This window comes from Paraburkholderia flava (assembly GCF_004359985.1).
In the GTDB taxonomy this organism is placed as follows: Bacteria; Pseudomonadota; Gammaproteobacteria; order Burkholderiales; family Burkholderiaceae; genus Paraburkholderia; species Paraburkholderia flava.
The window spans coordinates 919,753-940,644 of sequence record NZ_SMRO01000001.1 but is presented as its reverse complement, the minus strand read 5'-3'; the positions used below and the strand labels follow the sequence as shown (position 1 = coordinate 940,644).

Genomic DNA, 20,892 nt, shown 5'->3' with positions numbered 1-20,892 from the left:
CGATCGATACCGACGCGCACCCACACGCGGAATAAACCGCCGCCCCCGCCAGTCTCCTCTCGAAACCGCAGGACGCTTCATCGGATCATCCGGTGCCCGGTGTCCTGCTTTCAACCCGAGAGGACACCATGTCGTCAGATCATCCTTCCCATCCGTCGCGACGGGCCGCGTTGAAGTGTCTCGCCTTCGGCAGCGCGGGCACGCTGTTCATGCTGGCCGGCGGCGTGCTCACGCCGGTCGAACTCGCGCTTGCCGCTAGCTCTGCCGATGATGGCACCACGCAGGCAGGCAGCGGTGTGCCGCTGTTCCTGCAGATCAGCGATTCGCACATCGGCTTCAACAAGGAAGCGAATCCGGACGTCGCGGGTACGCTCAAACAGACGATCGATCTCGTCAACGCGATGCCGGTCAAGCCCGCGCTCACGATCCACACCGGCGACATCACGCATCTGTCGCGCGCATCGGAATTCGATCTCGCTTCGCAACTGCTGTCGGGTCTGAACATCACCGAGCTGCATACCGTGCCCGGCGAACACGACGTCACCGACGGTCCCGGCACCGAGTACTTCAAGCGCTTCGGCGCGGCGTCGGACAATCGCGGCTACTACAGCTTCGATCACGACGGCGTGCATTTCATCGGCCTCGTCAATGTGATGCACTTCAAGGCGAACGGGTTGGGCGCCCTTGGCGCGGATCAGCTCGCGTGGCTGGAAAACGATCTGAAGGGGCGCTCGTCGAGCACGCCGATCGTCGTCTTCGCGCACATGCCGATGTGGACGATCTACGAGCCGTGGGGATGGGGGACCGGCGATGCGGGCGAAGCGATGAGCTATCTGAAGCGCTTCGGTTCGGTGACGGTGCTGAACGGGCACATTCACCAGATCGTGTCGAAGGTGGAGGGGAACATCACGTTCCATACCGCGCGTTCGACGGCCTATCCGCAGCCGACGGCGGGCAACGGTCCCGGTCCGATGCCGCTGACGGTTGCAGGCGATCAGTTGCCGAAGATGCTCGGCGTCACGCGCATCCGCATCGAGCAGCATCCGCTGAAGGCGACGCTCGCCGATACGACGCTCGTCTGATTACCGCTCACTCCCCACAAGGATTTCACTCATGAACATCATTCTCTTTGGCCGCGGATTGCAGCGGTCCGCGGCGGCGGTCGCACTGATCGCGGCAACGACCCTGTTTTCCGGAGTCGCGCGAGCCGACGACGCGCACGCGAACGCGGTCGTCATCAAGAATTTCATGTTTTCGCCGATGGCGTTGACGGTCAAGGCGGGATCGACCGTCACGTGGAAGAACCTCGATGGGGAACCGCATACGGTCGTCGATGACGCGGGCACGTTTCGCTCGGCGGCGCTCGATCAGAACGACACGTTTCAGTTCAAATTCGACAAGCCGGGGGTGTACCGGATTTTCTGCGGGATCCACCCGAACATGAAGGCAACAGTCACGGTTCAGTAGGCAGAGGCGCAGACGGGAACCCGCGCGTTCGAGAGGTCAGCTGTTGTCCGGATCCTCGACTTCCTTGCGTTCGCGGCGCTCCTCATTGCCGCGGCGCGCGCGAAGACGCTGACGCGACAGCACCGTGATGACTTCACGGGTGGTCGCGTCGGCGGGAATCTCGTTGCGGATGATTTTCGGCACCATCGGCAGTCCGGCGCGCTGGCGTCGCAGCGCCGTGGCGATCGACCGCCGGCACTCGTCCCCGTGGCAATCCCATTCGTCGCGTATCTTGTCGCAATAACGGCACTTTTCCATGCAAATAGTCTAACCGGAATCGCGGGTCGACTGCTGCGGGTGGCGTTGAAGCGATGGTGCGGGTGTCCAGCGACGCAGGCTGCGGGCCGGATTCGAGAGAAGGGGGATGAGGTGAAAGCCGGTCGCTGTGACGTGTGACCGTACAGCGCGCGACGGGCGCGGACGGCGTGTTCGCCGGCCCCACGCCCACGACGCTACGTCAAGCCGACCTGCGCCGCATCCGCTTCACGAGAAACGGAGACGGCGCGCGTGCCGGTTAGCGGCGCCGGAATGCGGCGTTACGCGTACCCGTGCCGCCGCCGCTGGCGCGCTCGTCCTTGTGGCGGAAGTTGATCCGGCCTTTGGTCAGATCGTAGACCGACAGTTCGAGCGTGACGCGGTCGCCCGCGAGAATACGGATGTGGTTCTTGCGCATGCGACCCGACGCATACGCGCCGACCACGACGCCGTTATCGAGCGTGACGCGGTAGCGGCTGTCCGGAAGCACTTCGTCGACGATACCGTCCAGTTCAAGCAGTTCTTCTTTTGCCATATATCGCTCCTCGTCGATGAATCAAAGATCGGCGACCGACTGGCCGTCTACACGGCCATCGATCAGTTGTTCCGCGTGCGCCATGCACGCGAGCCGGGCCTTGCCCGAGCCTTCGAAAGGCCACAGGTAGGGCAGGCGGAATACGCGACCGTCTGCAACCGGGTTGGCACCGACGCGGCAGATGCGCACCGACGCTTCGTAGCCAGCGTCCGGCCGGCGGCTGGGCTGTCCGTCCGACGGGCGGCGCGGATAGATCAGCGGATGAATTTCGTAACCCTTGTAGGTCTTGACAGCTTGAATCATGAATATGTCCTGTTCGTACATCGCCGTTTCGCGCAGCGCGCGGCCACGGCGTGTCAGCGGCGCCGCGCACGAGGGCGCGCCGCAATGGAAAAAGTTGGTTCACGCCTTGGCCCAGGCATCGAACGCAGCCGCAAAAGCGCGGATTGGGTGGAGAAGAAACACGCTGGCATCGCAGGGATGCCGGGCGCATGACAAGCAGTGCAACTCGCGACGACGAATGCACATGGGCGCATTGTCGAAATGACGAGACTGCCGGCAAGCGGCGGTCGAGCAGTCGGGGGTGTTGCGGAATGCCGATGAAACGACGGTGCTGCAGGAAACCACTATCCCAACATAATGCCCTAAATGGGCCATATTGGATAGTGAAAAGTTCCGGCGGACGGCATCGTGCCCGCACGGCGTGCATTGACGCGGCGGGCGGATGCCTTGACAGATGGGGACGTGACGCCTTTTTTTCAACCCGCCTCGACGACCCGCTTTTTCAGCTCGCGGGACGCGGCCAGCGGAATGCGTGCGTCATCCCACTCGGCGAGCCACTCGACTTCCTTCGACGTGAAAATCTGTCCGTGATTGCGCAGCGTGTACTGCAGCGAATCGATGATGTGGTTGCGGATGATCTCGGGCGTGCGTTCATCGTCGAGCGCGGCGCGGAACGCTTCGAGCGTGGCCATCGGGTGTGCTCCGTCAAGGGGATACCCGGTTATCGCATGTCAAAAAGACCGGCGCCACGTGGACAAAATTCGCGCACGGCTGCGCACATCGACGTGATGTCAGCGCGTGCGCGTTTCAATCGAAGCGCGCGGGACGATACGGCCGCGGATCGGTGAACGGTTCGGCGTTCGTCATCATCTCCGCGAGCAACCTTCCGGTGACGGGTCCGAGCGTGAGTCCGTGATGGTTGTGGCCGAACGCGAACCACAGCCCGCGATGCCGGGGCGCAGGCCCGATCACGGGACGCATGTCCGGCGTGCAGGGCCGCATGCCGAGCCACGGCGCCGCGTCGACGCGCTCGCCCAGACCGAACAGCGGTTTCGCAGCGCGCTCGGCGCGTTCGAGCTGGATGGTGGTCGGCGGCGCGCCGCGAAGGGCGATCTCGACGCCTGTCGTGAGCCGCAGCCGATCGCCGTCCATCGGCGCGATCACATAACCCTGTTCGCTATCGAGGATGGGCTGCGACAGCAGCGTATGCGTCGGCCGATAGTGCATGTGATAACCGCGTTTCGCGCGCAGCGGAATGCGATAGCCGAGCGGCGCGAACACCGTGTCGGACCACGGCCCGAGCGTGACCACGACCTCGCGCGCAGCGATACGACCAGTTGAAGTCTCGACGCTCCAGCCGTCGCGTTCCTCGCGCACCGTCGTCGCGTCGCCGGTGAGCAGCGTGCCGCCGGCTCGCTCGAACAGGCGTGCATAGCCTTTCGTCAACGCGCCGGGATTCGACACGCTCTGCGGATCGTGCCAGTGCAATGCACCGACGAAGCCTTCGCCTAACCCCGGCTCGCTTGCGCGCAGCGCGGCAGCGTCGAGCGGTGTCACGTGCAGGCCGTATTCGCGTGCGGCGTGTTCGGCATCGGTGGCTTCGCGTTCGAAAGCCGCGTGCGTACGAAAGCCTTCGATCCAGCCGCGCGCGTGCACGAGCGATGCGACGTCCGCGCGCGCGATCAGCGCTTCGTGTTCGGTGCCGCTCTGACGGATCAGCGGCAGCATGTCGCGCGCGGCGCCGGCGAGCCGCTGCGGCGACGATTCCCACCAGAAGCGCGCGAGCCACGTCGCGAACGAGGGCAGCGCGCGGTAGTCCCAATAGAGATCGGTCGACTGGTTGCGCGCATAGCGCAGCAGCGTGCCGAGCTTGCGCGGAAACGCGTACGGCACGATCGACGAGCGTTCGATCAACCCTGCGTTGCCGAAGCTCGTTTCCTCGCCGGGAGCGCGCCGGTCGACCAGCGCGACGCGCCGTCCGCGGTCCTGCAGGTGCAGGGCCGACGAAACGCCGACGATGCCGGCTCCCAGTACGATCACGTCGAAATCCATGGTGCTGCCGTCTCCGCGTTTTGTGCGTGCTGAAAAGAAATCGGGCCGCGCGAGCGCGCGACCCGAAGCGTCCGACTCTAAATCAGATTCCGTCTGCGCTGCAATGCTTCACTTCGCGACGATGTCGCGCCCGAAGTACTTCTGCGACAGCGTCGACAGCGTGCCGTCTTTCTTCAGTGAATCGAGCGCGGCGACGACCTTCGTCTTCAGCGCCGCGTCGCCCTTGCGCAGACCGAAGCCGGTGCCTTCGCCGAGCGTTGCCGGGTCGCGCAGCGGGTCGCCGATGATCGTGTAGTCGTGTCCTTCGGGCTTCTTCAGGAAGCCGTCCGATGCGGTCTGCGCTTCCTGAACCGCCGCGTCGAGCCGGCCCGCCGCGAGATCCGCGTAGACCTGATCCTGGTCCTGATACGACACGATCGTTACGCCCGCATTCGCCCAGTGTTTCTTCAGGAAATCTTCCTGCGCCGAGCCCTGCAGCACGCCGACGCGCTTGCCGTGCAGGCTGGTCGTGTTCGGCAGCAGGTTCGAATCACGCCGCGCGATCGCGACGATCGGGACGATGTAGATAGGCGGCGTGAAATCGATGCTCTGCTGACGCTTCGCGGTGATGTTCATCGCCGAGTTGATCACGTCGAACTTGCGGGCCTGCAGCGCGGGGATCAGACCGTCGAACGCGTTCTCGACCCACACGCATTTCATCTTCAGCTTCGCGCACACCGCGTTGCCGACGTCCACGTCGAAGCCTTGCAGCTGCCCCGTCGGCGATTTGCTTTCGAACGGCGGGTAGGCGGCTTCGATGCCGAAGCGCAACGTGCCGGGTTGCGCCGATTGCGCGTGAGCGGCGCCCGCGAGGCAGACGGCGGCGCAGAAGAAAAGCTTCAGGTTCATGGGAGTTCCTCTCGTGGTCGGGATCGCGACAACGGACGCGGTGGGACGCAGCGCGGTCGGTGTGCGAGTCAAATATAGACTAAATGTCTACAATAGACTATAGGGATTGCGCTAACAGGAGCCCCGATTGCAGCTCGAAGCACCGGCGTGTCGCGCTTTTTCCACCATGAAAATGAGGACTGGATGGAATTTTTTTGAAACGTTAGGCGCCCAATTCGGGCGGCTCGGCGTGCATTCATGTAAAGTCTAATGTAGACATAAATTCCACGATAGACGCATAGTGCGACTTCGGACGCTTTGGAGAGAACCGCGATGAACCTTCCCGAAAACGCCGCACCGCTGACGGTCGACGAAGCCGCCGTCCTGCGGGCGCTGCCGGCACTCGACATCCGCGGCACGCTGGCAGCGATGTTTCGCGCGCTGGGCAGCGGACAGGCGGTGCAACCGCCGCAGACGTTGACGCTGTTTCCCGGCAATGCGGGCGACTTCATCACGTACCTCGGCGCGATGGCCGATGCGAAAGTGTTCGGCGCGAAGCTGTCGCCGTATCTGGTGACTGGCGCGAAGCCGATCGTCACCGCATGGACCGTGCTGATGTCGATGGAGACTGGCCGACCGCTGATGTGGTGCGATGCCGGTCTGCTGACCGTCGAGCGCACCGCCGCGACGACCGCGCTGGCAGTCGATCGTCTCGCGCGCCGCGATGCGAGCCGTCTCGCGTTGATCGGCGCGGGCGCGGTGGGGCTCGCGCATCTGCGTCATGTGGCGTCGCTGCGTGAGTGGCAATCGATCCGCGTCTATTCTCCGGAGCTCGTGCAAGACCCGGCGAAGCAGCGCGCGCTCGCCGCTACCGATGCACGCGCGGTCGCTGCGACGACCATCGACGATTGCGTGCGCGACGCGGACGTGGTGATGCTGTGCACGTCGTCGGGCGAGCCGGTTCTCGCGGACGGCATGCTGACGCGCCCGGCGCTCGTCACGTCGATCAGCACGAACGCGGCGAACGCGCACGAGATCCCGCCCGCATGGCTGCCGACGATGGACGTGTACTGCGACTATCGCGCGACCACGCCGACGAGCGCCGGCGAGATGAAACTGGCTGCGCAGCGTCACGGCTGGTCAGTGGATGACGTCGTCGGCGATCTGCCCGCACTGCTGCTCGGCGAATGCGCGTTGCCGACCTACACACAGCACGCGTTTTTCCGTTCGATCGGGCTCGGACTCGAAGACGTTGCGATCGCGAGCGCGCTGTTCGCGCATCTGACACGCTAGCAAGGTCGAAGGGCGCCCCGCGACGGCTACAATGCGAAGCGGGCGGATCGGGGCGCGTGTCCCACGCGGATCCGTCCACCATGACGACTGGAAACCCGCCGGCTGTTCGCACACCGCTCGCGACGCCGGCTCACAAGAAGGTAGCGATTTCGATGCGCAAGAAAAAAGCCTCTCCGGTGAAAGACCTGCTGCTTGCGCGCTATGCGCCGATTGCGGATGGGATCGCCGCGCTTTTTTTCCCGTATGCGGAGGTCGTGATTCACGACCTGCACGACCAGACGGTGCTGTACCTTGCGAACAATCTGTCGAAGCGCGAGATCGGCGACGATTCCGCGCTCGAGGAAATCGATCATTCCGCGCGCGAACGCGTGATCGGCCCGTATGAGAAGCTGAACTGGGACGGTCGACGGATGCGCTGCGTGAGCAACGTGCTGTTCGACGATCGCGGGCAGCCTGCCGGCATGATGTGCATCAACTTCAACATCGCAGTGTTCGAGGACGTCCGCTCGACGCTCGATCTGTTCATCAAGGGTGCGGGCGTGGTCGCGCAGCCGGACGAACTGTTCCGCGACGACTGGCAGGAGCGCATCAACACGTTCCTGCACGGCTGGCTGCGCGAGCGGCAGATCGGCCTGAACGGCCTGACGCGCGAGCATCGCCGCGAACTGGTCGAGGCGCTGCACGCGGAGGGCGCATTCCGCGGCCGGAGCTCGGCGAACTACGTCGCGGCCGTGCTGGGGATGGGACGCGCGACCGTCTACAAGCATCTGAAGCAGATGAAGGAAGGGGCGGGCTGAGGCTCGCCTGATTCAGCGGCTGGACTGTTGAATGACGGCATGCCGTCCCGGCACGAAGATTGCGCTTGCGTCGTACCACACACGCAGCACTCTTCGTCACTCGTGACGCCTGGACGACGCCATGCATTCCGAACCCATTCAACCGACAGATTTCCCGAGCGCGACACCGGACCTTTCCGGTCCCGCGCCGCAGGATGCTCAGATAGACGAGCGCGCTGCGACAACGCCGCATCCACCGACGTCGGTCGGGTTGTTCAATCTGGGCGTCGCGTGGTTGTTTGGGCTCGAGGCGTTGCTGACGGACCGCGACCAGCGGTAAGCGGGCCGAAAGTTGGGAACAGGTGAGGGGGCTCGGCGCCTGTATGAACTACCACGGGGCTGCTGTAAATCCTGCAAAGAAAGCTTCAAACCCCCTCCGCATCCGGTACATCGATCACCAGATCGCTCTCCGCCACCGCCACGCACGGCAGGATAAAACCCTCCGCCTTTTCTTCACGCGACACGCCGGGCCATTCGATCAGATAGCGCACGCTGCCGCTCGTCAGCCGGCACAGACACGTCCGGCATGTACCGTTGCGGCACATGCGCGGCAGACGCAGATTCGCGAAGCCGGCGGCCTCGAGGATCGTCAGCGAATCGGGGGCTTCGAACGTCTGTCCGAGCGGTTCGACGCGAACCTGAAAGACACGGTCGCTCATGAAATCGATACACCCAGCACATGTCCCGCGCCGAACGTGAACGCGGCGGCAATCAGCCCGATCACGATCTGGCGGAACGCGGAGAACGCGGCGCCGCGTCCGTTGAACAGCGACGTGAACACGCCGACGGCGGCAAGTCCGAACGCGCTCAACCCGATGCACTGCGCGATCGCCGGCGTGCCGTGCGCCCACAGGAACGGCATCACGGGAAAGATCGCGCCGAGCGAAAACAGGCAGAACGACACGCCCGCCGCCGACCACGGATTGCCGCCCAGTTCCGCCGGATCGATGCCGAGTTCTTCGCGCGTGAGCGTGTCGAGCGCTTTCTGGCGGTCGCGCATGATCTGCGCGGCGACGCGTTTCGCTTCGTCCGCGTCGATGCCCTTCGCCTGGTAGATCAGCGCGAGCTCGTGCTGCTCTGCTTCGGGTGAGTGGTCGATCTCGTCGGCTTCTTTCGCGATCTGCGTGCGTGCGAGTTCGCGCGCATTGGTGACCGACAGCCACTCGCCGAGCGCCATCGAGCACGCACCGGCGATCAATCCGGCGAGCCCTGTCAGCAGGATCGCCTTGTTGCCGGTGCCCGCACCCGCGACGCCCATGATCAGGCAGAAGTTCGACACGAGGCCGTCGTTCGCGCCGAGCACGGCGGCGCGCAGGTTGTTGCCGGACGTGACGCCCCTGTGCCACGACTCCGCGTTCGCAATCTGCGCGCCTTTCGACGTGCGGCCCTGTGCGTCTGCAGTGGCGACGGCCTGGACCACGTCCGCGTGACGTTGCTCCTCTGCTGAGAGATCGGCGGCGTCGGGCTGGTTCGCGTATTTGTCGCGGTCGGCGTACTCGGCAGCGGCCAGCGACGGCAGCACGAACGATGGGCCGAACGTGTGGATCAGCGTGCGCATCAGATGGGTTTTCAGGCTGTGCCGGTGCGTGCGCACGCGCACGCCGTTCGTCGTCAGCCGGTTGCGCCAGACCTGCGCGTGTTCGCGTTCCGATGCGGCCAGCTGGGCGAACACCTTTGCACGGTCGGGGTTCTTTTCGATGCGCGCGAGCGTTTCGTACAGCGCGGCGCTGTCGAGTTCGTCGGCGAGGTTGGTGCGGAAGCGTTTGAGATCGTGCCTGGAAGCCATAGCGAGCCTGCTCGGTAGGCTCGCAGCTTAACCTGTCGCCACGTGACGCGCGAGATGCGCCTCAGGGTTCGCGGGTATCGCTTCCTTGCCTGCGCAGATAGCGATACACCGTGTTGCGCGCGAGCCCAAGTTCGCGCGCGGTCGCCGACACGTTGCCGAGATGCCGCGCAAGCGTTTGTTCGATCAGCGTCGCCTGCCAGTCTTCCATCCGGGGCGGGGTCGTTGCGTGGACCGTTGCGGCGGGTGCAGGCGCCGGCTGCTGCACGTCTTCCGCGCAGCAGTCGTGCAGAAAATCGTCGGGCAGATGTTCGACGTCGATCTCGTCGGCGCCTTCGGCCATGATGCCGGCCGTCCGCAGCACGTTCGCGAGTTGCCGCAAGTTTCCGGGCCAACGGCAGCGCGCGAACTGCTCAAGCACGGCAGCAGATACACGCGACGGCATCCGTTCGCCGTTATGCTGCCGCGCGAGCATGCGAGCAATCAGCGCCTGCAGATCGCTACGTTCGGCGAGCGCGGGCAACGTAACCACAAGCCCATTGATCCGGTAATAGAGATCCTCGCGGAACGTGCCCGCCTCGATCATCGCGCGCAGATCGCGATGCGTCGCGCAGACGATCCGCAGATCGACCGGCACCGCCCGCGTGCCGCCGAGCGGGACGACCGTGCGCTCCTGCAGCACGCGCATCAGCCGGACCTGTTGCGCGAGCGGCATGTCGCCGATCTCGTCGAGAAACAGCGTGCCGCCGTCGGCCTGCACGATCTTGCCGACGCTGCCGCGTTTTTTCGCGCCGGTGAATGCACCGTCTTCGTAGCCGAACAGTTCCGCTTCGATCAGCGTGTCGGGCAGCGACGCGCAGTTCACCGCGACGAACGGCGCGTCGTGTCGCGGCGAATCGTGATGGATCGCGCGTGCCAGCCATTCCTTGCCGGTGCCGGTCTTGCCGAGCACGAGGATCGGGATGTCGCGTCCACGGATCTTGCCGACGCGCCGCAGGACGTCGGCGATCCGCGCATCGCCGGTGTCGAGTGCGGCGAGCGTGACCGGCGCGACAGCCGGAGTGTCATGCGGACGGCGCGTACGGCGGCGGCTGGCGTTGAGGTCGGCGTCGATGTCAGCGGCAGCAAGCGGCGCACGACGTTCGCGCGGCGCATGGAATTCGCCGCGCGCGATCACCCGCACGCCGCTCGGCAGCGTCAATGTCATGCATTCGCCGGGCGCATGCGACGTCTGTCGCAGGAACGCGGAGAATCCGCAGCCGAACAATGCTTCGAACGCCTGACGTTGCAGTTGATCGAGCGGATGGCCGAACTGGAACAGCGCGCTGCGGTTCGCGGACAGCAGCAGGCCATCCGGCGTGAACGCAGCGAGTCCTTCGTACAGCGTACCGACGAATTCCGCACGCGCATGGAAATGCACCCGCACCGCATCGGCGAACTGGTTCGAGAACAGATGGTTTTCGATCATCTGCGCGGACATCCGTACGAGCGCGAGCGTGTGCTTGTGAAAGCCGCGCGTATCGCCGCTGACGTCGAGCGCGCCGATGACGTGGCCGTACGGGTCCGCGATCGGCGCGCACGAGCAGGTGAGGATGCGGTTCGCGTGCAGGAAATGTTCGCCGGCGTGCACGACGGTCGGCTGTCGATCGACCAGCGCGGTGCCGATCGCATTGGTGCCGCGATCGCTCTCGGCCCACGACACGCCCGGGCACAACGCGACGCGGTTCGCTTTCTCGATGAAGTCGCTGTCGCCGAGGCTGTGCAGGATCACGCCGTCGTTGTCGGTGAGCAGCACCATGCTCTGCGTATCGACGATCTGTGCGTGCAGCGTTTCCATCACCGGCAGCGCGTGTGCATACAGTGATTGGTTGCGTTCGATCAGCCCATGCAGCATCGGCCGCGCGAGCGGCTGGAAATCGGGCATTTCCGACGCGCGCAGCCCGACCTGCAGCGAGCGCGCATGCGCCTGCGCGAGGACGTCGGGCCGGCCGGCCGTCGAGGGCGTGGCGGGACGATGGGTCACGGCTTGTCTCCGGTCGTATCGGTGATGCGGCGAGGTGCGTTGCCTCGCGCGGCGGGATTCGTGCATCGCAGCAATCGCGGCCGGCGGCGCGGCGCCCGCGGCGAAGTGCGATCGGATCGACGAAGCTCATGGTACAGGATCGCGGCGTGCCGGTCGCCCGTCGGCAGGCGAGGTTTTGACCGCGCGTTTTCCCGCTGGTTTGCCGAGGTTTACCCGTACTGTCGATGCGCAATCGCCGCTCGCCGAAACGCGTCCACGTGCCGCACTCAGTAAAACTTGCGGCGCGCCGGAAGTCGTCTAAAGTGAATGGGATCAGCTAGATGCGGTGTAGGTGGTGCGCGTCCGGCTCGATAGCCCGCGCGCGATACCCCAGGGAGGCAGGCTCGAAAGAAGCACGCGCGGCCCGAAGGCGACGGTCAACCGAAGGCGAATCCCATGCAGATCATTTTCCCGTGTGAAACCCCGGCATACTCGGGGCCCGAGCTGACGCTGGCTTTTCCGGCGATGGTCGATGGCGAGAGGGTGGAATGCATGATTACCGCCGAGGCGCTCGAAGACCACTTCGGTGCGGCGTCGCTCCGGCCTGAAGACATGATCGGTGCGTTCGATACTCACCGCGAACGGATCGAGGCGGCGACACGCCGCCTGTTGTCGGAAACCCGTGCGCAATGTCTGGTGCTGCGCAGCGGCTACGTCCGCTTTTACGAAGCGAACTGGCGTAACTAGGCGTCTTTCTCCGATCCTTGCCGCGCGCAGGCGATGCCTGTGCGCGGTTTTCTGTTTGTTCGCGCGGCTCGAGCGGCTGCTACATCCCACCCGTCAAAGCATCCGCTGCAACGTCCGGTCGCGGAAAATCACCGCGTGTCCGATTGCCGCGAGCGCATGCAGTCCGATCACGAAATAGAACGCGTTGCCGATCAGCACGTGCAGGCTCTTGATCACCGGACGCGCGACCGGATCGGCACCGACCAGCACGATATTCAGATTCAACCCCGCGAGCGTCACAGGATGTCCGCCGGTGTTGAGCATCAGCATGCCGAGCAGCGGTTGGACGAAGATGAACATGTAGAGCGCCAGATGGACGAGCCGCGCGAGAAACCCGAGTATGGCGTTCGTTTCGATCTCGGGCGGCGCGGGGCGCCATAGACGCCACAGCACGCGCAGCACCGCGAGCGTCAGCACCAGCGAGCCGGCCCACAGATGCACTGCTGTCCACAGCACGCGGCTCTCGCTGCCTTTGGGGCCACGGATCTCGATCGCGAGATACGCGAGCGCGATCAGCAAAAAGATCGCCCAGTGGAAGAAAATCGCGGGCCGCGAGTAGCGGTCGGCGGACGGACGCGAGGACATGGACACTCCGGTGCGTTGATGGATCACTCCGAACCCAGGTAGAAGAAGCGGAACAGGAAGATCGCCGCGATGATCCACACGACCAGCTTCACCTTGCGCGCCTGGCCCGTCAGCAGTTTCAGACCCGCGTAGGAAATGAAGCCGAACGCGACGCCGTTTGCGATCGAATACGTGAACGGCATCAGCAACGCGGTGAGCGCGGCGGGCACGACCTCGGTTGCGTCGTCCCACGGCAGGTCGGCCATTTCGCGCAGCATCAGGCACGACACGTACAGCAGCGCAGGCGCGGTCGCGTAGGCGGGCACGACGCCCGCGAGCGGCGCGAAGAACAGACACGCGAGGAACAGCACGGCGACGGTGATCGCCGTCACGCCGGTCCGGCCGCCGGCCTGCACGCCCGATGCGCTCTCGATGTACGCGGTCGTCGACGACGTGCCGAGCAGCGAGCCCGCGAGAATCGCGGTGCTGTCCGCGAGCAGCGCCTTGTTCAGCCGATGCATCTTGCCTTCGACCAGCAGCCCCGCGCGGTTCGCGACGCCCATCAGCGTGCCGGTCGCATCGAACAGCTCGACGAGGAAGAACACGAGGATCACGTTCAGCACGCCGGTCGACAGCGCCGCGCGGATGTCGAGATGGAACAGCGTCGGATCGATCGACGGCGGTGCCGACACGATGCCGTGAAACTCGTTGCCGCCGAAGAAAAAGCTGAGCACCGTCACGCCGACGATGCCGATCAGGATCGCGCCGCGCACGCGCAGAAAATCGAGCGTGACGATTGCGAAGAAGCCGATGATCGCGAGCACGACGTGCGGGTTATGCAGGTCGCCGAGCGTGACGAGCGTCGCCGGGCTGCCCACTACGACGCCAGCCGATTTCAGCGAGATGATTGCGAGGAAGAGGCCGATGCCGCCGGTGATCGCGATGCGGATCGAGTGCGGAATGCCGTTGACGATTACCTCGCGCACGCGGAACAGCGTGACGATCAGGAACAGGCAGCCGGAGATGAACACCGCGCCGAGCGCCGCCTGCCACGTAAAGCCCATTCCCTTGACGACCGTGTACGCGAAGTACGCGTTCAGTCCCATTCCCGGCGCGCATGCGATCGGGTAATTCGCGTACAGCCCCATGATCATCGACGCGAGCGCCGCGACGATACAGGTGGCGACGAACACGGCCTCTTTGGGCATGCCCGCATCGCCGAGAATCGACGGATTGACGAACACGATGTAGGCCATCGTCAGGAAGGTGGTCAGACCCGCGAGTATCTCGGTGCGCAGGTTCGTGCCCGCTTCGTCGAAGCCGAAGTATCGCTTTACGGAATCCATGGGCGGAATCTCTTTTTAATGTGTAGGAAGGGAACGTCGTGACATCGACCGTGCCGGCCCGCGACCACGCACGCGAGCATGCGTCACGGCCGGATTGTAATCAGGTTCCGCGCGAAAGTGCCGGTTTGCGATGGCCGTCGTGGAGCGGATGCAACGCTGCTACTTGTGCGCGGTCATGCCGAAGCGGTCGAGCACCGCGTTCAGCAGATCGATCGGCAGCGGAAAGACGATGGTCGAGTTCTTGTCGGCAGCGATCGTCGTGAGCGTCTGCAGATAACGCAGCTGCATCGCCTGCGGCTGCTGCGCGAGCATTCGTGCAGCTTGCAGCAGCTTCTCCGAAGCTTGCAGTTCGCCTTCCGCGTGGATCACCTTCGCGCGGCGTTCGCGTTCGGCCTCGGCCTGCCGGGCGATCGCGCGGATCATCGTTTCGTTGATGTCGACGTGCTTGATCTCGACGTTCGACACCTTGATCCCCCAGGCGTCGGTTTGTGAGTCGAGCGTCTTCTGGATGTCGGCGTTCAGTTGTTCGCGTTCGGCCAGCAGCTCGTCGAGTTCGTGTTTGCCGAGCACCGCGCGCAGAATCGTCTGCGACAGCTGGCTCGTCGCTTCGAAGTAGCGGGCCACCTGGATCACCGCGCGCTCCGGATCGACGACGCGAAAATAAATCACGGCGTTGACTTTCACCGACACGTTGTCGCGCGTGATCACGTCCTGCGGCGGCACGTCGAACACGACCGTGCGCAGGTCCATCCGCACGGCCTGCTGGACGACCGGCAGGATCAGCACGAGCCCCGGCCCCTTGACCTTCCAGAAACGCCCGAGCATGAACACGACACCGCGTTCGTACTCGCGAAAAATCCGCACCGACGACACGATGAGCAGCGCGATCAGCACGATCACGATACTGCCGAAGCCGAAACTGAAACCGATCATGAGGATTCTCCAGGGGTAGCGCGGGACGGCACGGCGGCATCTGCCGCGGGTACGACGGTCAGCAACAGGCCGCGTCGGCCGGTGACGCGCACGGTGCGGCCTGCATCAAGAGGCGTGGAGCATGCGACGCGCCAGCGTTCGCCGTGCACGCGAGCCCAGCCTTCCAGCGATGCATCGTTACGCGTCGCGACGCCGTCATCGAGCAGCACGCCGAGGCTGCCGATGAGCGCTTCCGAACCGGTCACGACCGGCCGCCGCCGCGCGCGCAGCGCAACGTTCGACACGCCGAACACGAACAGCGCGCCGCAGACCGCAAGCGCGGCGATCAGCGACAGCGGGATGCCGTAGCCGGGCACATCGGTATCGATCAGCATCAATGCGCCGACCGCGAACGCGACGATGCCGCCGAAGCCTAGCGTGCCGAACGTCGGCAGGAACGCTTCGGCGATCAGGAACGCGAGGCCGAGCAGGATCAATCCGAGGCCGACGTAGTTGATCGGCAGCAGTTGCAGCGCGAACAGCCCGACCAGCAGACTGATCGCGCCCGCGACGCCCGGCAGCACGAAGCCGGGGTTCGCGAACTCGAAGAACAGCCCATACATGCCGATCGTCATCAGGATCAGCGCGACGTTCGGATCGGTGACGACCGCGAGGAAACGGCTGCGCCAGTCGGGTTCGAACGTGACGACCGGTGCGTCGGCGGTCGCGAGTCGCTGTGTGCCGGACGCGGTTTCGACGGTGCGTCCGTCGATCTGGCGCAGCAGATCGGGGATGTCGCGCGCAATCACATCGACGACGTGCAGATCGAGCGCATCGTGTGCCGACAGGCTCACCGCTTCGCGTACCGCGCGCTCGGCCCAGTCGGCGTTGCGGCCGCGCAATTGCGCGAGACCGCGAATGTAGGCCGACGCGTCCTGCACCTGCTTGCGGGTTTCGGTCGACGGTGTATCGAGCGCGAGCGGGGCGCTGGCCTGTGAAGCAGCCGAAGGCGGCTTGGGCAGATCGCCGCCGCCGATCTGCACTGGCGTCGCCGCACCGAGATTGGTGCCCGGCGCCATCGCGGCGATGTGGCTCGCGTAGACGATGTAGGTGCCCGCGCTCGCGGCACGCGCGCCGCCCGGGGCGATGAACGCGGCGACCGGCACCGGCGACGCGAGGATCGCCTTGATGATCTGCCGCATCGATGTATCGAGTCCGCCGGGCGTGTCGAGTTGCAGGATCGCGAGCTGCGCATGACGCTGCTCGGCCTGCGCGAGGCCGCGCACGATGAAGTCGGCGCTTGCCGGGCCGATCGCGCCGTTGACGGGAATCGTCACGACGGGGGCAGGGTTGTCGGATGGCGTCGCGGCGAATGCCGGGACGAACATGATCGCGCAAGCCACGACGACAAAACCGAGCGCAGCTGCTCGATGCAGCAAGCGAGACGCGCGTCGCGCGCCGTGATGCCGAAACGGGAGAAGCGGTGGCGTTCTCATCGTCGACGGCCGGCTGCGCGATGATGCATCGCGGCATGCCGGCAGAAAGGGCGAACCCCGGTGCTTACAGCTTAGTCCGATTCCGCACGCTGCGCCGGACGGTAGTCGCCTGGGCGCATCCCGGTCCATTTGCGGAACGCGCGATGAAACGCGCTCGGTTCCGCGAAGCCGACGGCGAGCGCGATGTCGGCGATCGTGCGGTCGGTGTCCTGCAGCTCGGCGATCGCGACGTCGCGCCGCAGATCGTCCTTCAGCGACTGATACGTATGGCCCTCCTGCTTCAACCGACGGCGCATCGTCGCTTCGGCGACGTTCAGACGCGCAGCCATGTCGTCGGCGGCGGGCCATGTGGCGGCCGGCAGTGCACGCAGCGCCTTGCGCACGCGCGCAGCGAGTGAACCGGGATTGCGATACTTGACGACGAAGCTGCCCGGCGCGTCGCGCAGGAACGGCTTGACCGACTGCGTGCTCTGCACGACCGGCAGCGTCATGAATTCCGGCGCGAGGTCGACATAGGACGCATCCTGATCGAACGCCATGTCGTCGCAGAACATCAACTGGTACTCGTGCGCGGCAGGCGGCTTCGCGCAGCGAAAACACGCGCGCTGCAGCGGAATGCGCCGCCCGACCAGCCAGCAGACCAGCCCGTAGACGAGGATGAAGTATGTCGCGTACGCGAACATCGTCGGCGGCGGCTTGCGTTCGCGATGCACGAACACGAGCCGCACGCGCGTCGCGTCGGCGTCGATTTCCGCGTGCAGGTCATCGAGTATCAGCCGCATGAAGCCGACCGCCCGCGCGAGCGCATGCGCGCCGTCGCGTGCGGTGAGCGCGGTCTGGGTCATCGCGATGAAGCTGCCGTAGCGCATCGGATGCGAGTCCTGGCCGAAGAACTCGTCGTCGAGCGCGCGGGCGATGCCGGCCCACAGCGCGCCGTACTGCGTCTGCGACACCCGGCCTTTCGACGACGCGAGCATCGGCCGCGCGATGCCCGCCGCATCGACGAGCGGCCCGACGTCGAGCCCACGCCCCCGTGCGAGCGCGAGCGTTTCTTCGACCAGACTGATGGAGATCGTGCCTCTGTCGTTTTTCATCGGAAGGCGGTGGCGGGAGATGGAACCGGATTGTCCGGGATGTGCCGCTCGCTGGCAAATGCGCTCACGCAACTCATGTGCCATCCGGCGATCCCGCTAGACGGCACGCGGCTCGTGCGGGCAGTATGGCAAATACGCTCACTGCGATTGATCGCGTGAGGCATCGAACGCGGCCTGCGGGTTGCCTACACTTGACCGATACAGGCGCCCGTCCATGTTGCGGCGCAACCCGATGCACCTCACGTACCGACGGTGGACACGATGAACGATTTCTATACCGACGACCAGCGGATGATCCGCGATGCAGCACGCGACTTCGCGGTCGGACAACTGGTGCCCCATGCCGCGCAGTGGGACCGCGAGAGCCGGCTGCCGCCGGAAGTCGTGACGCAGATGGGCGAGCTGGGCTTGCTCGGGATGATCGTGCCGCAGGAATGGGGCGGCTCGTACACCGACTACGTCGCGTATGCGCTCGCGATCGAAGAGATCGCCGCCGGCTGCGCGTCCTGCGCGACGCTGATGAGCGTGCACAACTCGGTCGGCTGCGGACCGATCCTCAATTACGGCACCGACGCGCAGAAGGAACGCTATCTGCGCGACCTCGCGAGCGGCCGCCTGCTCGGCGCGTTCTGTCTGACCGAGCCGCAGGCCGGCTCGGAGGCGAACAACCTGCGCACGCGTGCGGTGCTGCGCGACGGCCAATGGGTGCTCAACGGCAGCAAGCAGTTCGTCACCAACGGCTCGCGCGCGAACATCGCGATCGTGTTCGCGGTGACCGATCCGGAACTCGGCAAGCGCGGGCTGTCCGCGTTCATCGTGCCGACCGATACGCCGGGCTTCAACGTCGGACGTCCCGAGCACAAGCTCGGCATCCGCGCATCCGACACCTGTCCGATCTCGTTCGACGACTGCGCGATTCCCGAAGCGAACCTGCTCGGCGAACCGGGCAACGGGCTGCGTATTGCGCTGTCGAATCTCGAGGGCGGCCGCATCGGGATCGCCGCGCAGGCGGTCGGCATCGCGCGCGCGGCCTTCGATGCGGCACGCGAGTATGCGAGCCAGCGTGTCCAGTTCGGCAAGCCGCTGAAGGACCATCAATCGATCGCAAACATGCTCGCCGATATGACCACGCGCCTCAACGCTGCGCGGTTGCTCGTGCATCACGCGGCGCGGCTGCGCAGCGCGGGGTTGCCGTGTTTGTCGGAAGCGTCGCAGGCGAAGCTGTTTGCGTCGGAGCTGGCCGAAGAGGTCTGTTCGAACGCGATCCAGATTCATGGCGGCTATGGGTATCTCGAAGACTATGCGGTCGAACGCCACTATCGCGACGCGCGCATTACGCAGATTTATGAAGGCACGAGCGAGGTGCAAAGAATGGTGATTGCACGGAGTGTTTGAGCGCAGAATGAAGCAGGTGTTTTACGAAGAGCCCTGAAGGGGCCGACTTTAAGGCTAGGAGACAGGAATGACCCAAAGCACCGCAGCGAAAGCCTTCGTCGATGCACGCGACCTGTTGTTGCGTCATCGCACGGACTACGACCGTGCGTATCGCGAGTTCGCGTGGCCCGCGCTCGGCGAGTTCAACTGGGCGCTCGACTACTTCGACGTGATGGCGCGCGGTAACGACACTCCCGCGCTGTGGATCGTCGACGATCTCACCGGCCCCGGTCTCAAGCTGTCGTTTGCGCAGATGTCGGAGCGCTCGTCGCGGATGGCGAATTTTCTGCGTGGGCTCGGCGTGCGGCGCGGCGATCATCTGTTGCTGATGCTGCCGAATCGCGTCGAACTGTGGGACGTGATGCTCGCCGCGATGAAGCTCGGCGCGATCGTGTTGCCCGCGACGACGCAACTGTCCGCCGATGACGTGCGCGATCGCGTGCAGATCGGCGGCGCGCAGCACGTCGTGGTCGATAGCGCGGAGACCGGCAAATTCGCTGCGCTCGATGCGAGCATCACGCGTCTCGTCGCCGGTGCGCCGCGCGATGGATGGACCAGTCTCTCAGCAGCGTACGATGCGCCGGCCACATTCGAACCCGATGCGCCGACGCGCGCCTCCGATCCGATGCTGCTGTACTTCACGTCGGGCACGACGTCGAAACCGAAGCTCGTCGAACACACGCACGAGAGCTACCCCGTCGGCCATCTGTCGACGATGTACTGGATCGGTCTGCAGCCCGGCGACATTCACTGGAACATCAGCTCACCCGGCTGGGCGAAGCACGCGTGGAGCTGCTTCTACGCGCCGTGGAATGCGCAGGCGTGCGTGTTCGTCTTCAACTATGCGCGCTTCGTGCCGAAGGAAACGCTCGAGGCGCTGGTCAACTTCAACGTGACGACGCTGTGCGCGCCGCCTACCGTGTGGCGCATGCTCGTGCAGGAACCGCTTGCATCGCATGCAGTGAAACTGCGCGAGATAGTCGGTGCGGGCGAGCCGTTGAATCCCGAGGTCATCGAGCGCGTCCGTCATGCGTGGGGCGTGACGATCCGCGACGGCTACGGTCAGACCGAAACCACCTGCCAGATCGGCAATTCGCCGGGACAGCCGGTCGTGCCCGGATCGATGGGAAGAGCGCTGCCGGGCTACACGATCGAACTCGTCGATGCGGACGATTGTCCGGCGACCGAAGGCGAGATCGCGTTGCCGATCGCGCAACGTCCGCTCGGCCTGATGACGGGTTACGCGAACAACGCGAAGGCGACCGCCGAGTCGATGCGCAACGGCTTCTATCACACGTCCGATGTCGCGCTGCGTCGCGACGACGGTTATTACGTCTACGTGGGCCGCGCCGACGACGTGTTCAAGTCGTCCGACTATCGGCTGAGCCCGTTCGAACTCGAGAGCGTGCTGATCGAACACGAAGCGATCGCCGAGGCCGCCGTGGTGCCGAGCGCGGACGCGTTGCGGTTGTCGGTGCCGAAGGCATTCGTCACCGTGCGTCATGGTTTCGAAGCGGGTCCCGAACTTGCACGCAGCGTGTTCGCGTTTTCACGCGAGAAGCTTGCGTCGTATAAGCGGATCCGTCGATTGCAATTCAGCGAGCTGCCGAAAACCATCTCGGGCAAGATCCGCCGCGTCGAATTGCGGCGTCGCGAACTGGAACGCGAGGCGGAGCCGGCGCGTCTTCCGGGGGAGTACTGGGAAGAGGATTTTCCGGAGCTGTCGGGTGCGAATAGCAAATGAGCGTCGCGCTGTCTGGTGGTTCAGCGCGCGTCGTGCAACGAACGTAGCACATGGGGCCGGCGTGTTCGTCGGTCGTTTATTTCCGTCGCGTCGTCGGGCGTGACA

At 65.0% G+C, this 20,892-nt stretch carries 22 protein-coding genes; 8 read left to right on the top strand and 14 right to left on the bottom strand.

Going from position 1 to position 20,892, the window contains the following annotated elements; translation table 11 throughout:
* The first annotated feature begins 128 nt into the window (after window positions 1–128).
* Both E1748_RS04155 and E1748_RS04150 read left to right on the top strand, forming a co-directional pair.
* Window positions 129–1,082 carry a metallophosphoesterase family protein gene (locus E1748_RS04155; RefSeq protein WP_133645873.1) on the top strand — a complete coding sequence of 318 codons (954 nt, stop codon included), beginning with the start codon at window positions 129–131 and terminating at the stop codon, window positions 1,080–1,082.
* A 31-nt stretch (window positions 1,083–1,113) separates the two neighbouring features.
* Window positions 1,114–1,467, top strand: coding sequence for a cupredoxin domain-containing protein (locus E1748_RS04150; RefSeq protein ID WP_133645872.1), 354 nt, complete (start codon window positions 1,114–1,116; stop codon window positions 1,465–1,467).
* Window positions 1,468–1,503: 36 nt separating this feature from the next.
* On the opposite strand, the gene E1748_RS04145 is transcribed toward E1748_RS04150, so the two are convergent.
* The 6 genes from E1748_RS04145 to E1748_RS04120 all read right to left on the bottom strand — a co-directional run bounded on the left by E1748_RS04145 (window position 1,504) and on the right by E1748_RS04120 (window position 5,518).
* On the bottom strand, window positions 1,504–1,764 hold the full coding sequence (locus tag E1748_RS04145; protein WP_133645871.1) for a hypothetical protein: 261 nt from the start codon (window positions 1,762–1,764) through the stop codon (window positions 1,504–1,506).
* A 256-nt stretch (window positions 1,765–2,020) separates the two neighbouring features.
* Complete coding sequence (gene infA, locus E1748_RS04140; protein WP_133645870.1) at window positions 2,021–2,296, bottom strand: translation initiation factor IF-1; 276 nt, start codon at window positions 2,294–2,296, stop codon at window positions 2,021–2,023.
* A gap of 21 nt (window positions 2,297–2,317) precedes the next feature.
* The gene (locus E1748_RS04135) at window positions 2,318–2,599 is read right to left on the bottom strand and encodes a hypothetical protein (protein ID WP_133645869.1); all 282 of its coding nucleotides are present in this window, start codon (window positions 2,597–2,599) and stop codon (window positions 2,318–2,320) included.
* Window positions 2,600–3,054: 455 nt separating this feature from the next.
* Entirely contained in the window at window positions 3,055–3,270 is a 216-nt protein-coding gene (locus E1748_RS04130; protein WP_133645868.1) for a hypothetical protein, read from the bottom strand.
* A 115-nt stretch (window positions 3,271–3,385) separates the two neighbouring features.
* Window positions 3,386–4,630 (bottom strand): NAD(P)/FAD-dependent oxidoreductase, encoded by a 1,245-nt coding sequence (locus E1748_RS04125; protein WP_133645867.1) that lies wholly within the window; start codon window positions 4,628–4,630, stop codon window positions 3,386–3,388.
* A 108-nt stretch (window positions 4,631–4,738) separates the two neighbouring features.
* Window positions 4,739–5,518, bottom strand: coding sequence for an ABC transporter substrate-binding protein (locus E1748_RS04120; protein ID WP_133645866.1), 780 nt, complete (start codon window positions 5,516–5,518; stop codon window positions 4,739–4,741).
* A 312-nt stretch (window positions 5,519–5,830) separates the two neighbouring features.
* Here E1748_RS04120 and E1748_RS04115 point away from each other — a divergent pair, with 312 nt between their 5' ends.
* The 3 genes from E1748_RS04115 (at window position 5,831) to E1748_RS04105 (ending at window position 7,906) form a co-directional block, all read left to right on the top strand.
* Window positions 5,831–6,790: an ornithine cyclodeaminase family protein gene (locus E1748_RS04115; protein ID WP_133645865.1), complete on the top strand. Its 960-nt coding sequence runs from the start codon at window positions 5,831–5,833 to the stop codon at window positions 6,788–6,790.
* An 80-nt stretch (window positions 6,791–6,870) separates the two neighbouring features.
* Entirely contained in the window at window positions 6,871–7,587 is a 717-nt protein-coding gene (locus E1748_RS04110; RefSeq protein ID WP_276324020.1) for a helix-turn-helix transcriptional regulator, read from the top strand.
* Between the two features lie 121 nt (window positions 7,588–7,708).
* Window positions 7,709–7,906 (top strand): hypothetical protein, encoded by a 198-nt coding sequence (locus E1748_RS04105; RefSeq protein WP_133645864.1) that lies wholly within the window; start codon window positions 7,709–7,711, stop codon window positions 7,904–7,906.
* Between the two features lie 85 nt (window positions 7,907–7,991).
* Here the strand turns inward: E1748_RS04105 and E1748_RS04100 are convergent, their stop codons facing one another.
* The 3 genes from E1748_RS04100 to E1748_RS04090 all read right to left on the bottom strand — a co-directional run bounded on the left by E1748_RS04100 (window position 7,992) and on the right by E1748_RS04090 (window position 11,432).
* Window positions 7,992–8,285, bottom strand: a complete 294-nt coding sequence (locus E1748_RS04100) for a 2Fe-2S iron-sulfur cluster-binding protein (RefSeq protein WP_133645863.1) — start codon at window positions 8,283–8,285, stop codon at window positions 7,992–7,994.
* A complete protein-coding gene (locus E1748_RS04095) occupies window positions 8,282–9,412 on the bottom strand; it encodes a VIT1/CCC1 transporter family protein (RefSeq protein WP_133645862.1) in 1,131 nt (376 codons plus the stop codon). Before E1748_RS04095 ends, E1748_RS04100 begins: the two co-directional genes overlap by 4 nt.
* Window positions 9,413–9,473: 61 nt before the next feature.
* Window positions 9,474–11,432 (bottom strand): sigma-54-dependent Fis family transcriptional regulator, encoded by a 1,959-nt coding sequence (locus tag E1748_RS04090; protein WP_133645861.1) that lies wholly within the window; start codon window positions 11,430–11,432, stop codon window positions 9,474–9,476.
* Window positions 11,433–11,867: 435 nt separating this feature from the next.
* Between E1748_RS04090 and E1748_RS04085 the strand changes: the two genes are divergently transcribed.
* Entirely contained in the window at window positions 11,868–12,158 is a 291-nt protein-coding gene (locus E1748_RS04085) for a DUF1488 family protein (RefSeq protein WP_133645860.1), read from the top strand.
* A 93-nt stretch (window positions 12,159–12,251) separates the two neighbouring features.
* On the opposite strand, the gene E1748_RS04080 is transcribed toward E1748_RS04085, so the two are convergent.
* The 5 genes from E1748_RS04080 to E1748_RS04060 all read right to left on the bottom strand — a co-directional run bounded on the left by E1748_RS04080 (window position 12,252) and on the right by E1748_RS04060 (window position 17,609).
* Window positions 12,252–12,782, bottom strand: a complete 531-nt coding sequence (locus E1748_RS04080) for a cytochrome b (protein ID WP_133645859.1) — start codon at window positions 12,780–12,782, stop codon at window positions 12,252–12,254.
* Between the two features lie 23 nt (window positions 12,783–12,805).
* A complete protein-coding gene (locus E1748_RS04075) occupies window positions 12,806–14,107 on the bottom strand; it encodes an NCS2 family permease (RefSeq protein WP_133645858.1) in 1,302 nt (433 codons plus the stop codon).
* A 159-nt stretch (window positions 14,108–14,266) separates the two neighbouring features.
* Window positions 14,267–15,040, bottom strand: coding sequence for a slipin family protein (locus E1748_RS04070; RefSeq protein WP_133645857.1), 774 nt, complete (start codon window positions 15,038–15,040; stop codon window positions 14,267–14,269).
* On the bottom strand, window positions 15,037–16,515 hold the full coding sequence (locus E1748_RS04065) for an NfeD family protein (protein ID WP_133645856.1): 1,479 nt from the start codon (window positions 16,513–16,515) through the stop codon (window positions 15,037–15,039). Before E1748_RS04065 ends, E1748_RS04070 begins: the two co-directional genes overlap by 4 nt.
* Before the next feature lie 71 nt (window positions 16,516–16,586).
* The gene (locus E1748_RS04060; RefSeq protein ID WP_133645855.1) at window positions 16,587–17,609 is read right to left on the bottom strand and encodes an AraC family transcriptional regulator; all 1,023 of its coding nucleotides are present in this window, start codon (window positions 17,607–17,609) and stop codon (window positions 16,587–16,589) included.
* Window positions 17,610–17,870: 261 nt separating this feature from the next.
* Between E1748_RS04060 and E1748_RS04055 the strand changes: the two genes are divergently transcribed.
* Together E1748_RS04055 and E1748_RS04050 are read left to right on the top strand one after the other, a co-directional pair.
* A complete protein-coding gene (locus E1748_RS04055) occupies window positions 17,871–19,004 on the top strand; it encodes an acyl-CoA dehydrogenase (protein ID WP_133645854.1) in 1,134 nt (377 codons plus the stop codon).
* A 67-nt stretch (window positions 19,005–19,071) separates the two neighbouring features.
* Entirely contained in the window at window positions 19,072–20,787 is a 1,716-nt protein-coding gene (locus E1748_RS04050; RefSeq protein ID WP_133645853.1) for an AMP-binding protein, read from the top strand.
* The last annotated feature ends 105 nt before the right edge of the window (window positions 20,788–20,892 follow it).